Annotated in this window: 19 protein-coding genes; 4 read left to right on the forward strand and 15 right to left on the reverse strand. The window is 53.6% G+C overall.

The genetic code is table 11. The features are described from left to right. Positions 1 to 57: 57 nt before the first annotated feature. Complete coding sequence (locus MKZ07_RS22450; RefSeq protein ID WP_036691611.1) at positions 58 to 819, forward strand: class I SAM-dependent methyltransferase; 762 nt, start codon at positions 58 to 60, stop codon at positions 817 to 819. A gap of 92 nt (positions 820 to 911) precedes the next feature. On the opposite strand, the gene MKZ07_RS22455 is transcribed toward MKZ07_RS22450, so the two are convergent. The 10 genes from MKZ07_RS22455 to MKZ07_RS22500 all read right to left on the reverse strand — a co-directional run bounded on the left by MKZ07_RS22455 (position 912) and on the right by MKZ07_RS22500 (position 7,442). After that, positions 912 to 1,331, reverse strand: coding sequence for a VOC family protein (locus MKZ07_RS22455; protein WP_036691608.1), 420 nt, complete (start codon positions 1,329 to 1,331; stop codon positions 912 to 914). A gap of 75 nt (positions 1,332 to 1,406) precedes the next feature. Beyond that, positions 1,407 to 2,414, reverse strand: coding sequence for a sigma-70 family RNA polymerase sigma factor (locus MKZ07_RS22460; RefSeq protein ID WP_076156317.1), 1,008 nt, complete (start codon positions 2,412 to 2,414; stop codon positions 1,407 to 1,409). Beyond that, on the reverse strand, positions 2,411 to 3,499 hold the full coding sequence (locus MKZ07_RS22465; protein ID WP_036691605.1) for an ankyrin repeat domain-containing protein: 1,089 nt from the start codon (positions 3,497 to 3,499) through the stop codon (positions 2,411 to 2,413). The genes MKZ07_RS22460 and MKZ07_RS22465 overlap by 4 nt, the downstream gene beginning before the upstream one ends. Before the next feature lie 25 nt (positions 3,500 to 3,524). Continuing rightward, positions 3,525 to 4,262 (reverse strand): hypothetical protein, encoded by a 738-nt coding sequence (locus MKZ07_RS22470; protein WP_036691603.1) that lies wholly within the window; start codon positions 4,260 to 4,262, stop codon positions 3,525 to 3,527. Between the two features lie 44 nt (positions 4,263 to 4,306). Next, complete coding sequence (locus MKZ07_RS22475) at positions 4,307 to 4,867, reverse strand: DUF4303 domain-containing protein (RefSeq protein ID WP_036691601.1); 561 nt, start codon at positions 4,865 to 4,867, stop codon at positions 4,307 to 4,309. A gap of 2 nt (positions 4,868 to 4,869) precedes the next feature. Further along, positions 4,870 to 5,328, reverse strand: a complete 459-nt coding sequence (locus tag MKZ07_RS22480) for an SMI1/KNR4 family protein (RefSeq protein ID WP_036691598.1) — start codon at positions 5,326 to 5,328, stop codon at positions 4,870 to 4,872. A 32-nt stretch (positions 5,329 to 5,360) separates the two neighbouring features. Then, positions 5,361 to 5,897, reverse strand: a complete 537-nt coding sequence (locus tag MKZ07_RS22485; RefSeq protein ID WP_036691595.1) for a hypothetical protein — start codon at positions 5,895 to 5,897, stop codon at positions 5,361 to 5,363. 35 nt (positions 5,898 to 5,932) lie between these two features. Beyond that, positions 5,933 to 6,205: a hypothetical protein gene (locus tag MKZ07_RS22490; protein ID WP_036691592.1), complete on the reverse strand. Its 273-nt coding sequence runs from the start codon at positions 6,203 to 6,205 to the stop codon at positions 5,933 to 5,935. A gap of 34 nt (positions 6,206 to 6,239) precedes the next feature. Further along, the gene (locus MKZ07_RS22495) at positions 6,240 to 6,863 is read right to left on the reverse strand and encodes a hypothetical protein (RefSeq protein ID WP_036691590.1); all 624 of its coding nucleotides are present in this window, start codon (positions 6,861 to 6,863) and stop codon (positions 6,240 to 6,242) included. Between the two features lie 6 nt (positions 6,864 to 6,869). Then, entirely contained in the window at positions 6,870 to 7,442 is a 573-nt protein-coding gene (locus tag MKZ07_RS22500; RefSeq protein WP_036691588.1) for a hypothetical protein, read from the reverse strand. A gap of 103 nt (positions 7,443 to 7,545) precedes the next feature. Here MKZ07_RS22500 and MKZ07_RS22505 point away from each other — a divergent pair, with 103 nt between their 5' ends. Together MKZ07_RS22505 and MKZ07_RS22510 are read left to right on the forward strand one after the other, a co-directional pair. Next, positions 7,546 to 8,172 carry a pentapeptide repeat-containing protein gene (locus MKZ07_RS22505; protein ID WP_341027592.1) on the forward strand — a complete coding sequence of 209 codons (627 nt, stop codon included), beginning with the start codon at positions 7,546 to 7,548 and terminating at the stop codon, positions 8,170 to 8,172. A gap of 87 nt (positions 8,173 to 8,259) precedes the next feature. Beyond that, on the forward strand, positions 8,260 to 8,919 hold the full coding sequence (locus tag MKZ07_RS22510; protein WP_372238064.1) for a glycosyltransferase: 660 nt from the start codon (positions 8,260 to 8,262) through the stop codon (positions 8,917 to 8,919). A gap of 107 nt (positions 8,920 to 9,026) precedes the next feature. Here MKZ07_RS22510 and MKZ07_RS22515 read toward each other — a convergent pair whose 3' ends face one another. The 5 genes from MKZ07_RS22515 to MKZ07_RS22535 all read right to left on the reverse strand — a co-directional run bounded on the left by MKZ07_RS22515 (position 9,027) and on the right by MKZ07_RS22535 (position 12,927). After that, the gene (locus MKZ07_RS22515; protein WP_036691581.1) at positions 9,027 to 9,392 is read right to left on the reverse strand and encodes a GntR family transcriptional regulator; all 366 of its coding nucleotides are present in this window, start codon (positions 9,390 to 9,392) and stop codon (positions 9,027 to 9,029) included. Beyond that, a complete protein-coding gene (locus MKZ07_RS22520) occupies positions 9,389 to 10,045 on the reverse strand; it encodes an ABC-2 transporter permease (protein ID WP_036691579.1) in 657 nt (218 codons plus the stop codon). The genes MKZ07_RS22515 and MKZ07_RS22520 overlap by 4 nt, the downstream gene beginning before the upstream one ends. Continuing rightward, entirely contained in the window at positions 10,038 to 10,892 is an 855-nt protein-coding gene (locus MKZ07_RS22525; protein WP_036691576.1) for an ABC transporter ATP-binding protein, read from the reverse strand. Before MKZ07_RS22525 ends, MKZ07_RS22520 begins: the two co-directional genes overlap by 8 nt. 83 nt (positions 10,893 to 10,975) lie before the next feature. Continuing rightward, entirely contained in the window at positions 10,976 to 12,232 is a 1,257-nt protein-coding gene (locus MKZ07_RS22530) for an acyltransferase family protein (RefSeq protein WP_036691574.1), read from the reverse strand. Positions 12,233 to 12,456: 224 nt separating this feature from the next. Continuing rightward, complete coding sequence (locus MKZ07_RS22535; protein WP_341027595.1) at positions 12,457 to 12,927, reverse strand: VOC family protein; 471 nt, start codon at positions 12,925 to 12,927, stop codon at positions 12,457 to 12,459. A 99-nt stretch (positions 12,928 to 13,026) separates the two neighbouring features. Here MKZ07_RS22535 and MKZ07_RS22540 point away from each other — a divergent pair, with 99 nt between their 5' ends. Then, positions 13,027 to 13,938, forward strand: a complete 912-nt coding sequence (locus MKZ07_RS22540; RefSeq protein ID WP_076156296.1) for a helix-turn-helix transcriptional regulator — start codon at positions 13,027 to 13,029, stop codon at positions 13,936 to 13,938. The last annotated feature ends 32 nt before the right edge of the window (positions 13,939 to 13,970 follow it).

The raw sequence follows: 13,970 nt of genomic DNA on the forward strand, positions 1-13,970 counted from the left end.
TAAGGGGAGGGCAGCATTTCAAGATGAGCCCGGCCATACTACAAGGAGGGCAATACGATGGATCCAATAATCGATTACTATGATTCCTATGATGAGGAGGGAAGGCTGTTCAGGGATAACGGGCATCAGATCGAATGGATCACAACGATGTCTTACTTCAAAAAGCTGTTTAAGCCGGAAACCTACATTCTTGACGGCTGTGCAGGAACGGGGAATTACTCCTTTCAGCTTGCAGAAATGGGGCATAAGGTAGTTGCCGGAGATATTGTTCCTCATAATGTAGACATCATCAGAGAGAAGCAGCGCATACGCCCGGTATTGGCTGATATGTATACAGGAAGCATCACGGATTTATCACGTTTTGACAGCGAAACCTTTGATGTTGTTTTGAACATGGGAGCCTTTTATCATATCGGCAATGAAGACCGGCAGCTTGCCATGACCGAATGCCTGCGCGTACTGAAGCCGGGCGGGTTACTCGCGGTCTCCTATATTAACAATGCCGCCGTTTCGGTATTGAGCATAAGTGATAGACTCAGCAACATGGAAGATGTACTTACCTGGCATACCAACCAGACGAAGGATGGTCTATTCCTACATATGTCACCTCAGGAAATGGAACACATGGCCGCAGCCTATCATACAGAGATCGTTGCCCATCTTGGAACAGACGGGATCGGCTATCTTCTAGCTAACCATATTAATGGGGCGCAGCCAGAAGATTTCGAACACTGGCTTCAGTTTCATCTGCGGACCTGTGAGGATAAGAGTCTGCTCGGATATAGTTTGCATGCACTGGCGATTGTGCGGAAAGTGTAAACACAGACTCACTCCCCATAAAGCAAAATAGGCTGCACGCTCATCGCGTGCAGCCTATCATGATTGATCCTCTCCGCTACTATTTGCCCGCTCTACCCAAGCTCCGTATAAATCTGGAACGTCACCCCGTACTTGTCTGTCAGATCGCCGAAGCCGGGGCTGAACGGCTCCTCCCGAAACGGCATATTGACTTGACCGCCCTCCTGCAGCGCATCAAAAATTCTCCGCGACTCCTCCACACTATCCGTTGTAATGCAGATGGTTACCCGCTTGCCGCTCTCAACCGGCGTACCGCCAGGAGTATCCGAGAACATCAGCTCCGTGCCGCCCACCTGTACCTTGGCATGGGCCACCAGGCTTCGTACCTCATCCGGGAACGTGTCCGGGAGGTCCGGCATATCACCGTACGTCAGGATGGAGAGAACTTCAGCACCCATAGTCTGTGCATAGAACTGAATAGCCTCCTGCGTGCGCCCCTCCAGAGTGATGTAGGGAGTAAGTTTGACTGTCATTGTGTGTTCCTCCTTGAGTTCGGATTGGAATTGCCTGTGTGATTCATTAGTATAGACGTTCTAGCCGCGGAAGAATCATCGGTGCTCCGGCAATCCGAAGCGAATAAATAATTCAGTATCTATAAAATGATGAACATGCGCGATCTTCCCCCCGCTCAGCTCAAGCACATGAATTGCCCACGGGACCAGTAAACCGTCTTCTCCAGAGGGAACATACTGGGCAACGGCGGGCCGGTTCCCGTTCACCCGGACCGGCATCAACCGCGAGCCCACACAGTGACTGCGTGTGATCTGGTAGAAGGCCGCAAGATCCGCGCTGCCTTGCACCCACATCGTAAATGGCGGCATCGACAGGCTGCCGTTCTCCTGGAATAAGGCTAACAACGCAGCTATATTGTATTGTTCAAACGCCTCCACATAGCGGGTAATCAGTCCTTCGTCCACCTCGTCATCGTCTGCCTGCAAGGCCTCGGACCGGAGCTGTGCCTTGGCTATGGTTGCCCTCGCCCGCTGCATCGCACTGTTCACTGCGGCCACGGTCATCTCCAGTGCCCCGGCGGTCTCGGCTGCCGACCACCGGAAGACCTCCTGCAGAATCAGCACGGCACGCTGGCGGGGCGGCAGCAGCTGAAGCAGTGCAATGAAGGACAGCCGCAGGGTCTCTCTGCTGACCAGGATATTACCAGGGTCATCCACATGGCCCGGAGCGGGCCAGATCCAGGAATGCTGCGGCAGAATCTCCCTAGGCTCTGCAACCACAGCGGCCGGTTCCGAGAGATCCATCGGCAGTGCCCGCCGCTTGGCGCTCCTCAGCCGGTCGAGACAGACATTGGTAGCAATCCGGTACATCCAGGACCTGCGAGAGGCCTGCTGCCTCATCTGCTCCTGGTGCTTCCAGGCCCGGATCATAGTATCCTGGACGGCATCCTCCGCCTCGAAGATGGAACCCATCATCCGGTAACAATACCCGGTTAGCTCGGAGCGCATGTCCTCCAGCCCGTTCAGGGTCTCGGGGGTCGCATTGGTCTCTGGAGTCTCATAGGTCTCATGATGATGATTCAATTCAGACAGTCTCTCCTTCATGACCCGTCCAGCTCTCCCTCCATGAACTGTATGAGGTAGTGTTCAGGCTGCACAACAAATTCCGGGAAGCTGCACAGATCTGCATACGTCTGATGCTCCAGATCATAACAGCCGAGCTGCCCCTTCTTCTGCGGATTCCAGACCAGCACCAGACCGGAATAATTGTCAATATCGGCAGACAGGCGCAGCAGCTTGCGCCGACCGGCCTTCATCTGAACAGTATCGGTGAAGCTGAAGAAGTCGATGTACCCAATCTCATACTCATTGGGGGCAAGCGTCAGGCGCAGCTCATCCCCGGTAAGGAATTGGACCAGTTCACCCGGCAGTTTATATTTGGCCAGCTCCGCTTTCTTGTTCGCTACATTATGGACATCCGGCGGTTCCAGCGATTTCAGGTATTCCGCCATGGCGGTATGCTTGCTGCTGACCGCAATCGTATACGGCCGCTCGCCGTCCTTCTCCGTCATCATAATGTCTGCGCCTCGCTCAACCAGGAAGCGGACCATGTTCAGATTCCCCATCCGGGCAGCCACCGTCAGCGGTGTCGCCCCGTAAGGATAGACCATATCCGGCTTGTGGTAGTTGATATCCACTCCCATATCCAGCAGATAGGTAAGCGTCTTCAGATCATGGTTCGAGGCGGCCTGCCGCAGCACGGCACCGGCATGTTGCCGGATGTCCAGACCCAGCTCATGGATCAGCGGGATATTCTTCTTGTTGCCGTAGTACGCCTGTGAATAAGCGCCCGATCCTGTCCTGCTGAGCAGGTCAAGCTTCGCGTCCTGTGCAGCAAGGTAGCGGACGAGCTCCTCCTTGCCATAACGGACCGCCCGCAGGAAGGCCGGATTCTCGCGGACATTCAGCTTCGCGCCATGCTCCACCAGCAGCTTCACCACCCCGGTCTGCTGCGTGATAATCGCCAGGTCGAGCGGGCTGACTGTGGTACGCTTGCTAAGCTCCAGCTCTGCTTCGATATCCCAGCCCGCCTTGATGGCAGCCTGCAAAGCCGGAACATCCCCCTGATAGATCTGCATCGCCCGCTCCGGCAGCACCTCGAATTTCCCTATGTCCTTCAGGACAATCATCCGCACTCCTCCTTATTCTTCACTCCTATGCATACGACTCGCATCCCTTCGACAGAAGCCACTCTTTCAGCTTGGCAGATACCTGCCCGGCAGCCTGCTCATAGAAGACGGCTACCTCCTGCCCACCCGCCAGATTCAGGCGGATATAGCCCCCCAGCTCCCGATAGAACAGGTAGCAGACATAAGGATTCTCAATGAAGAGATCCGGCGGATGGTCCGCCCGGTAGAGGTCAGCCAGCTCCGTGAGCGCCAGCTGGCCCGCTCCCGGCGGCATCCGCAGGAAGACATGCTCGCGGGTTCCCGTCCACGGCTCATAATAGACGCTCTCCTCCTGGCTCCGCCCATAGATCCGGCGGTAGATGCCATCCAGAATCAGGGCATAGCCAACAGCCTCTTCCCCTTCCCCGGCAGACAGCGGGATCGCTTGAATCTGCTCTGCATGACGGGGCAGCCACAGCAGCCCGCTCACCCCGGGATGGACTGCCAGGAAATCACCGTCCACGGTGGTTCCTATAGCCGTACACTCGCCGATCTGCTGCTCCGTTATAGGACTGTCTTCATCATGCTCCCATAACCCATATTCGGCAAAAGGCCGCAGCACCTCCGGGTCAGGAGCCTGCACATTCATCCAGCCCCGATACGTCCCTTCGCCGTACTGCTGCAAGAACTTGGTATAGGCTGGCGGATACAATTCTGCGTTCTCCGCTTCAAGCAGGTGCCTGAGATGCTCTGACAACCCTTTGGTTTCAGATACGATATACATTCGTCATTCCCCCGGTTTCCTGCATGAGTTATTCATCAATAACCTTACTCTGCGGCTTCCGCCAGCCAAGCCTGCATCGCCGGAGTATCCGCCCGGTTCAGCCGCAGAGCAATGTCCGTATTCCCCTCATCCGGCGGCATCACCTCGGCAAGCACGCATACGTCCTCACGCGGCTGATTGAGAACGAACAGCCCCTCAGCATCCAGCATCCTCATCGCCAGCTCAATGGCCTCCAGCCGCAGCCCGAATTCATGGTTCCATGCATCACCCTCAAGCTCGGCAATAGAAGGGCGCGCCTGGAATAACCGCTTGACCTCATCGAAATGCTCATCCCCGAAGCAGCAATAAGGCGAATCGGCGTAAGACCATTTGATCAGCTCGGCGATTTCTGCTGCTGGTATGCTGCCACCTTCTGCCTGTCTTGCCGCTTCCTGCTCCAGCGCTTCCCGTGACCAAGCGGAGAGGCTTGGCGCATGTCCCTCGCCCGTTGTATATAGCGTACAGTAATAATAATGCTCCCCATTAGCAAAAAGCTCGCGGAACGACCTCCGCGCCGCCTCCACGATCTCCGCCGCCAGCCGCTGTATTTCCAGTCCCGCATTCATGGCTATTTCCTCTCGTCGATCAGCTGTTCCAGAAATCCGGCGAACGTGGGGGCGTATTCCTCAATCAGATCATTCATCAGGTCATAACGCATGACCGGGAATTCTCCCTGTTCATCAGGAGCAGAAGTATCGAAGTAATACAGCTCATCACTGTCCGGCACAAACAGATCCAGCCGGTGCGGGAACCGGCTGACCCACCAATCCTCCACCAGGTTCAGCCTGTGGATATACAGCAGATCCCAGTCGGTATACTCCCTATCCTCAGGAGCAACCAGCGTCAGAATTTGCCCGTCCCCCAGGCTCCCACCCCCATAACGGGTCAGCCACCAGCGGTAGGACGGCGGCAGCTTGAAGCCTAATTCCGCCTCGGCTTCGGTAATCCAGCTCTCCTCGGCCCCATGGCCCGGAAACCACCTTATCGCGGAAGGCTTACTCAATTTCTCGGTCAGACGCTCATACATAGATGTACTCCCCTTTCCCTGCTAAGGGATGATTATAGATTGTCAGGATGAACAGCAACGGGCGCATCATCATTCATGCGCAGCAGAATATACTCGGCCTCTTCCAGCGGCAGCTTCAACGTCCGGCTAACCTCATGGAGTCCCATCTCCCGGGAGAGGAGGAGGCGTGCCTGATGGATTTTCCCTTCCAGCCAGTTATTGGCCAGCATCCAGCTTTTCACCTGTTCCAGCAGCTCCGCTTGGGCAGTTTTACCGGCATGCTTGGTATATTTAGATACAGACTCTGCCAGATAGCTGTACAGGTGAATGCCCAAGGCCTCGCGCTGCTCATTCTTGGACATACGCTGGTACAACTCGTAGCTTAGGCTGAGATCCAGATAGAGGGTATGATCCCCGCTGTCAAAGCGTCTGAACGTTCTCCGCCCGTAGCTATCAGGCAACACCCGGAACACCACAAAGATACCATAGGGAAACTCCCATGTATTCGCCAGTTCCTCTAACGGCATCAATTCATCTCTAAGTACACCCACACATGTTCCATGGGTATCCAGCGTAAAACCCAGCTGCATATCAGCACCCTCCCCCCGCTTAAGACACCCTTGATTTATTTTCCCCTTCTATAGGCATCTGCCAGTTGGACCAGATACCAGACAGCCGCACCGGTCAGGGCTGCGAACAGCAGATTAATACAGCCGAATACAAGAAATAACTTGGCTTTGCCCGGCCCGATCCGCACAGCAGCAACAAGCTGGAGAATCGCAGGGAGCAGGAACATCAGCCAGGAGACGGTGATCAGCTTTTCGGTCTTGAAGCTCCACCATACCGCACAGCATGATAGAGCGAGCACGCCCCAGGTACAGATCAACTTCAGCGCCATCTGTTCCCCTCCCTTTCATGGATAACCCGGTACATCAGCTAGACCCTGGTGGGCCATTGATCACGAGCCCATATTGTCTGACCATCCAGGAGTTGCTTAAATCTTCAGCCGCCGCACGGCTTATGCGTACAGAGGGCTTCTGTTCCTCCATCGCCTTCGGGTCTTGCGCGTAGAAGCGGAGAGGCTTGGTCATTTTTTGAATAGAGCCGGTAATTCCCTTGTAGAGGGCATAGCTCAGCGGCTTGTGCTCCCGGACATCCTCATAGAGATAATACTCCCCTTGCTCATCCTGAGCATTGACGCAGTGCCCCTTAGGGCAGGAGATCATAATGCAGGGCAGCTCGTTCTCTGCCCATTGCCCGTGATAGGGAATAGAAACACCCTCATTTCTCGCAAAAAAACCAAAGCTCTCCGTGTCCGGCAGAACCGACATCGAATAGATGAAGAAAGGGCGCACCCCGCTCGCTTTTTCAGCAGCTATATAATATTGATAGAAGGCGCGATACGCCTCCACTACCTGATTCTGATCATGCTCTGTATGGGTATTATTGGTTAAATAGTACCGCACCTGCGTAGGCTCCAGAAGCTCTACGACTCTCTTAAGCTCCTCGGGGGTGATGAAGAAGCGCAGCTTGTAGAACCCGCTGTTTTTTAGCATCTTCTTCTACCATTCATACGTAACAAAGCGTGCTCTGAGCGTCTCTTCATACGGCAGCCAATCCGCATCGCTCCATAGTGACATTCCAGTAATTTCGGACAGCCGCTCCACCGCTTGCTCCGGGTTCGTAAGGCTGATGAATGCGCCGAAGTTCTCCTGCTCCGCTTGCATCCCGAGCACCCGCTGGATATATTCGTCAGCTATGCGCTCTTCCCGCAGCTGTTCATATTCTTCCCGGGTCCAAGGCTCACAGAAGATTCGTTCGGCCTGGATCTCCCCCTGCTCAAAGAACGACAGCTCGAAGATCTCCTCATTCATGTATGCCACCGTCATCACCGGCTCCTCCAGCAGCGCGGACAAGGTTCTGCCAGCCTTTTTCACCGTACCCCATACGAAATAATCGTGAAGCACGCTGATCCAGCCCTCATTACTTTGGCTTACATAGATAACGGCCTTACGCTCCGGCGTCTCAGGATAACCCAGTACTTTGCCATGCTTGCCGGTCAGCTCCTGTAAGGCTTGAAGGGTCTTTTTCAGGTCACCTGACTTGATATGCAGATTTGCAAACGATCTTCCCACGGGTGGATGGCCTCCTTTAATGGCTTGTCTATAATTACTTGGCATACTAACATATAAACTAGATTTCATTTATTTTACCAAATTAATGCAAGGAGGAGCCACCTTGAATAAGAAATTCCTCTTAGCCAGATGGCAGGACGACCAGCTCTCTGAAGTGAACCGCCGTCTAGCGGCTATTTCAGGTAAACATAATCTCCATCAAAAAGACCGCTCCTTTCCCACCTCCCCTTATGGACAGACGGAAACAGGACTCAAGGATTACCGGGGAGTTACCCTGACCGAGAGCATACAGTACCTCACTCTACAGGATATTGATTTCTCTTATTCACGCTTCGAGGATTCGGCAAGCCCCAACACCTCAACGCTCACTCATTGTCGTCTGGATGGGGTAAGACTCGACAACAGATTCGTGACCCATACCTTTGGCCACTGTTCCTTCCGGGGAGCGAAGCTGAATGGTGCCAGAATAAGCAAGGCGTTCCATGATTGTGATTTCACAGGCTGCAACTTAAGCAAAGTGATCGCAAATGATGTGTCTTTCACCCGCTGCCGCTTTGATGACGCCAACTTCCGCAGTGCCTTATTGTTGTATTGCCGGTTCGAGGAATGCAGCTTTGAGGGGGCGCTGTTTCAAAACGGCTCGATCGCCGGAAGCCGCTTTGCGGGAGAGGCCCGCTTGCTCCCTGAGTGGGGGAACACGGTAATGGATCATGTTAAATTTGAGGAGTGATGCAGCCTGGAATAGATCCGCATATAACCATCCCGATTAGCCATAATAATACAGATTCTCTCATCCCACCCAAAGGAGCAGTTGATCTTGAAAAAGCTATGGCTAATGGTGTTTACTCTGGGGCTCGTATTCAATCTGACGCAAGCCGGAGGAATGGTGCAGGCCCAGGCAGGCGGCGGCAAAAAGGAGGCGGCCTGCTGGAGCCCGCAGAAGGTGCAGCTGAGAAGCGATATGCAGCAGGTGTGGATTGACCACACCATTTGGACGCACAACTATATTGTCAGCGCCCTCTACAATAACCCGGACCAGAAGGAAGTGTTAGCGCGGCTGCTAAGGAACCAGGAGGACATCGGTAATGTCTTGGGGCCTTATTACGGGGAGGCGAACGGCAACAAGCTGGCCGGACTGCTCAAGGAGCATATTCAGATTGCCGGGCAGATCGTCGCTGCCGCCCAGAAAGGTAATGCGGCGGAGGTGCAGAAGCTGCAGGCGGATTGGCACCGGAACGCCGATGAGATTGCCCAGTTCCTGAGCGGGCTGAACCCGAACTGGTCCGTGAAGCAGGTGCAGGACATGCTGTACGAGCATCTGCAGCTCGTCACGGACATCGTGCTTGAAATCCTCAAAGGAGACTACGCCGCTTCTATTGCTGCCACCGATAAAAACGAGGTCCACATGATTCATTTTGCCGACCTGCTGACCGAAGGCATTGTGAAGCAGTTCCCGGAGAAATTTAAGGGAAAATAGACTGACCGTCCCGTAGGCGGACGAACCTAGCAGACATACAAACAGGCTTTTCACCCTCCCCCTAGGGATTGTGAAAAGCCTGTTTCTACGTTTAATCTCTCCGCGCTTTAGTAGATCTTGCCCAGCAGTGCGGCCACTTCCTCCAGGGTAAGGCCGAATGACCTGTAATACTGAATGTCGCTCTCCATCTGCTTCAGGACCATTTCATTACGAATGCACAGCATCTCCTCCGGCGTGAATTCGGCGACAAAGCAGCCTTTGCCGGTTACCGTGTTAATCAGCCCGCTCCGTTCCAGCTCCTCCCACGCCTTCTTCACCGTGATGACACTGACACCAAGCTCCAGCGCGGCCTGGCGGATCGGCGGCAGGCAGTAGCCGCTCTCCAGCTCCCCTTGGAGAATCTGGGCGCTGATCTGTTCATACAGCTGCTGATAGATCGGCTTCTCGGAGGTGCTGGATATTGTTACATTCATAGAATCTCCACTTTCAGGAATCGTCTTACCGCCATCCGGTAGGCCAGCAGGTTACAAGCAATGAAGATCAGGACGCCGCCGGCCAGAATGGAGAGCTGCAGCCCTGTCCGGTCCAGCCCGGAGCCGTAGAACAGGCTATGCAGCCAATCATTCTGGATACCTGCCCACTGGACCAAGGTGGCGAACAGGACGGCTGCAACGGTCGATGCTGTGGTTGCTAGACCATACTTATAGGCTGTCTTATAGTATATCGGAATGAAGATGAGGTTGAAAAGAGCCATCATCAGGAAACACATTCCCCAAAAGCCCATATGCGGCGCAAAGAAGAAATATTGCATCTTCGGGTATAGCTGAAAGGTAAATATACTGGCAATCATGGCGACCAGCAGATGCATCAGCTCCAGAATGACAAGTACAGTGACTCTGGACTTCACAATATCGCTTTTGGTCACAGGCAATACGGTGCTGAACATCAGATCATTCTGGCTTTTGAAGCCGCCGAAAATATTCGGTACCGTGATGAAGCAGAAGTACAGCGGGACCAGGAAATAGAGCCAGCCGGGAATCAGCATAAGGCAGCCCATCAGGAAGGGCAAGACGAAGAACCAGGGATTGACGCCTAACTTCAAATCCTTCAGCACCAGATTATACATAGACACCCTCCTTTTTGGCAAAGTAGATCATGATGTCATCGAGAGTCGGGATAGCCGTGCTAAACGTCCAGGCGGGATCGAGATCCCGGGTATGGATCAATCCGGTGAAGCCGAAGGAGTTGATTTTGTAGGAGATCAGCTTCCCCTTCACTTCGTTAAGCCGGGACTCGCTGCCGTTAAGTAACCGGTAGGATTCCTTGAACTCGTTCTTCTCGCTACTTGCCACAATCTGCCCTTGTTCAATAAAGGTGATGTAGTCGGCACAGCGTTCGAGGTCAGAGGTAATATGAGTGGAGAAAAGGATGCTGATCTCGCCGCCCATGATAAGCTCCTGGAAAAGATCCAGCAGATCGTCTCTGGAGACCGGATCGAGTCCGCTGGTCGGCTCATCCAGAATCAGCAGCTTGGCGCCATGCGACAGGGCCAGAGTCAGGCTGTACTTCACCTTCATCCCGGTGGACAGCTCCGCGATTTTTTTGTTCTCATCCAGCTTGAACCGCTCCAGATACTTGTAATACGTGTCATCATTCCAGTTCTTATAGAACTTCTTCGTGATGCCCGTCAGCGTCTTGATCCGGCTGCGGGTGTAGAAGTTAATATCGCCGAAGGCACAGCCGATGTCCTGCTTCAGTTCCATCTCATGCTCCGCGATATTCTTGCCCAGAATGTGAATCTCGCCGCTGTCCATCTGAATCATATTTAGAATGGATTTGATCGTCGTTGTTTTGCCGGCGCCGTTCACGCCGATGAAGCCCATAATATATCCCTGCTCCAGTTGAAAAGATACGTCTTTGAGCTGAAAATTCGAATATTTCTTATTCAAGTGTCTAACATCCAAAGCCAGCATAACTAACCCCCTCAACAAATTGTGTATTCCGTGTATACACAATGTATCATGGAGATTTCACAAAGTCAACGGTCGGGTGAAGATTAGGCTGCCGCCTCCGCAGGCATCTCCTTCGGCTTACGCCGGAAGAACGGCTTGCCCTTAGACCAGTTAATGAACGGCTGCTCGATAACATAAAAGGAGAGCGTCGCGGCCAGATACGAGATGGCAACAACGGTGAGGCTGATGCCCAGCCAGCGCCACACATCCCTGACCCCGGAATAATGGAAATCCTGAATGCCGTACTTCTCGATTAAGGTAATGAACAGATAGTGCCATATGTAGAGGCCGAAGGACACTTTGGCCGTATACCGGAAAAAGCGGTTATCCAGCACACGCCCGGCGTACCGGCTGAAGGGTGCCGAGAACAGCACGATGCCGAACAATATAGCATAGACCGGGAACATATACGGCTGCTGCTGGAGACTGAAGTCGAATTCGCCTGCATGGCGCATCCGCCAGATCAGGAGACCGGCAAGACACAGAGCAAGTACTGCGGCGGCATCGAACACGCCGAGCTTGCTGAGCCGTTCCACTCTGGAGCGGCGCTGCAGCAAGGCGTTCGTTATCCCCGCCGCCAGAATCCCAATGGTGAAGTGGCCGAAGAAGCCGACTGGATTGTATCGCGGCATCCAGAATTTCGCGCCGCCTACCTGGCCATAGTCCCAGCCCCGGCCCTGCTCGCTTGGAGTAAACCAATGATGAATGAGGGCATTGGCAGCAAGCACCAACCCAAATACGGCGACCCAGAACAGGATCGCCTTACCGAAGGAATGCCGCTTGCCAAGCATGAATAACACCGCCATGAAGAGTGGCATCAGCAGGTAGCAGAATACCTCGAAGCTGATCGACCAGAGCGGCCCGTTCAAGTCGGAGGGGAAGAACGTGGTGTAGTGAAAGCCCGATGTGAAGGTGAAGGCCGCTGCAATCCGCCGCCCCAGGAACTCCATAGGAATGTCCAGCCTCCAGGTCAGGAGCAGACACACCAGCAGTGACACATAGAAACCGGGCATAATTCTAGCGGCACGGCGCAGGGTGTACGTCCGCAGGCTCGGATACGGACCATTATTCAGATACGCACTCCAGAAGGGGAACGACAGCAGGAAGCCGCTTAGCAGAAAAAACAAGCTGACCCCGCTGTTCCCCAGAAGCAGCACGGATTGCAGATCCTGGAGCCAGGGTTTTTGTGCGGGCATGATCAGCTTTTGCGACAAGTGATGCAGAATAACAGATAAGCAAGCGATTGCACGAACACCATCCGCTCCAGATAAACGGGTACTGCCCAGACGAAGGTTTGACATCAGCTCAACTTCCTCTTTTCATGAGTGATTCCTGAACGGATGGCCACCAGCAACACAACCACCATAGCTGCCGGACGCAAGCAGGATAATCGAGGACTGAAGCACCGAAGCCGTAAATTCACCACTCCTATTCGCCTAACCGATATACGCCGATATCAGGTACTCCTATCTTTCAATACACGATGGATAAATCCTTCCGCTCTCCCGCATTCTGCCAAAATATTTCAGAGGTTGCCCCGGCTGGCCAGCACATGATCAAGGAATTGCACGGCATCACTGTTGAACTTCCACCCTATGCCGAACTGATCCACGATCATCCCGAAGCACGAAGACCATGGAGTGCTGGAGAGCGGCATGATAACCGTCCCCCCCTGGGACAGCTGATTATAGTACTCTTCGAGCTTCTCCTTGTCCTGAGTGACCAGGCTGATCATGATGTTGTTCCCCTTCACCAGTTCGCCTGTGACCTGCTGCATAGAGGGCAACAGATCGGACATCATAATTGTCCCTCCCTCGAATGCTATAGAGGACTCCATAATCATCGCTAACTCATTGGCCGGCAGGGGGTAGTTCGGGTCCTGGGGAATATCTCCGAATTGGACCTTTTTCACGGTTGTAGCCTGCAAGGCCTCCGCATAGAATTCAATCGCTTGCCCGGCAACACCATCGAAATTAATATAAGCAATAGCTGACATAGAGCATAACCTCCCTCATAAGATAAATGTAGTATAATACACGATAGGTGACGGCTATATGTCACCGTTTCACACTTCACTCAAGAAAGAGGGAACCGGATGGACAAGGTGGAGCGGTTGATTACCATCATCATGATTCTGCTCAAAAAAGACATTGTGCCCAGCACTGAATTCGCACAATTATTCGGCGTGTCCAAACGGACGATTCTCCGCGATATGGAGACGCTCAGCCTGGCGCACATTCCGATATACGCCACACCCGGCGTGCAGGGCGGCTACGGCATTATGGAAGAATACAAGATGGACAAGCGGCTGCTAAGCAGCTCCGACCTGGAGAATATACTGGCTGCACTCGGCGGGCTGGGGCAAATTCTGATCAGTGAGGATGTAGCTATGACGATTCGGAAAATAGAAGCAATGGTTAGCCCGCTCATTTCTAAGGGGTCGGTTCAGCTGTCCTTTTATGATTGGGAGGGACGCGCGGAGCTTGCCGGAGCCATGAAGCTCTGTCAGGAGGCCATCGCCGGGGGCTGGCTGCTCTCTTTTGACTATACTGATAGAACAGGTACTCCCACAAAACGGACCGTGGAGCCTTATCAGCTTCATTTCAGTGAATCAAGCTGGTATCTGAAGGGCTTCTGTCTGGAGCGGATGGGGGCGCGGATGTTCAAGCTCTCCCGGATGGAGCAGCTGAAGCGGAAGGAACAGACCTTCAGCCCCAGAGCCGAAATGCTGAATCAGGCACGGGAGGCTGAAGTTCCGCCGCAGTTAACCGAAGTGAAGGCACTGATCTCGCCGGGCATCAAGGATCAATTCATTGAACGGTACGGCCGCAAGAGCATCGAAGCCTATAACGCGGAACAACTGCTGGCTACGTTCTATATTCCGCAGCACCCGATCGGATATCAATTCCTGGCCGGCTTCGGCACCCATCTGGAGATTATGGAGCCGAAGGATTACCGTGAAGAATTCCGTAAGTACCTGCTTGAAATGATGAGCCGGTATGCATAAAAGTCACTATACGGAGAGGCCGGCTGTCACGA

Origin of the sequence: Paenibacillus sp. FSL P4-0338 (assembly GCF_038002365.1) — a bacterium.
Lineage (GTDB): Bacteria > Bacillota > Bacilli > Paenibacillales > Paenibacillaceae > Paenibacillus_AQ.

Excerpts from the sequence above, each read along its gene's own strand:
- MKZ07_RS22450 (WP_036691611.1), top strand. The coding sequence starts at position 58 with ATGGATCCAATAATCGATTACTATGATTCCTATGATGAGGAGGGAAGG.
- MKZ07_RS22455 (WP_036691608.1), bottom strand. The coding sequence starts at position 1,331 with ATGACAGTCAAACTTACTCCCTACATCACTCTGGAGGGGCGCACGCAG.
- MKZ07_RS22460 (WP_076156317.1), bottom strand. The coding sequence starts at position 2,414 with ATGAAGGAGAGACTGTCTGAATTGAATCATCATCATGAGACCTATGAG.
- MKZ07_RS22465 (WP_036691605.1), bottom strand. The coding sequence starts at position 3,499 with ATGATTGTCCTGAAGGACATAGGGAAATTCGAGGTGCTGCCGGAGCGG.
- MKZ07_RS22470 (WP_036691603.1), bottom strand. The coding sequence starts at position 4,262 with ATGTATATCGTATCTGAAACCAAAGGGTTGTCAGAGCATCTCAGGCAC.
- MKZ07_RS22475 (WP_036691601.1), bottom strand. The coding sequence starts at position 4,867 with ATGAATGCGGGACTGGAAATACAGCGGCTGGCGGCGGAGATCGTGGAG.
- MKZ07_RS22480 (WP_036691598.1), bottom strand. The coding sequence starts at position 5,328 with ATGTATGAGCGTCTGACCGAGAAATTGAGTAAGCCTTCCGCGATAAGG.
- MKZ07_RS22485 (WP_036691595.1), bottom strand. The coding sequence starts at position 5,897 with ATGCAGCTGGGTTTTACGCTGGATACCCATGGAACATGTGTGGGTGTA.
- MKZ07_RS22490 (WP_036691592.1), bottom strand. The coding sequence starts at position 6,205 with ATGGCGCTGAAGTTGATCTGTACCTGGGGCGTGCTCGCTCTATCATGC.
- MKZ07_RS22495 (WP_036691590.1), bottom strand. The coding sequence starts at position 6,863 with ATGCTAAAAAACAGCGGGTTCTACAAGCTGCGCTTCTTCATCACCCCC.
- MKZ07_RS22515 (WP_036691581.1), bottom strand. The coding sequence starts at position 9,392 with ATGAATGTAACAATATCCAGCACCTCCGAGAAGCCGATCTATCAGCAG.
- MKZ07_RS22520 (WP_036691579.1), bottom strand. The coding sequence starts at position 10,045 with ATGTATAATCTGGTGCTGAAGGATTTGAAGTTAGGCGTCAATCCCTGG.
- MKZ07_RS22525 (WP_036691576.1), bottom strand. The coding sequence starts at position 10,892 with ATGCTGGCTTTGGATGTTAGACACTTGAATAAGAAATATTCGAATTTT.
- MKZ07_RS22530 (WP_036691574.1), bottom strand. The coding sequence starts at position 12,232 with ATGTCAAACCTTCGTCTGGGCAGTACCCGTTTATCTGGAGCGGATGGT.
- MKZ07_RS22535 (WP_341027595.1), bottom strand. The coding sequence starts at position 12,927 with ATGTCAGCTATTGCTTATATTAATTTCGATGGTGTTGCCGGGCAAGCG.
- MKZ07_RS22540 (WP_076156296.1), top strand. The coding sequence starts at position 13,027 with ATGGACAAGGTGGAGCGGTTGATTACCATCATCATGATTCTGCTCAAA.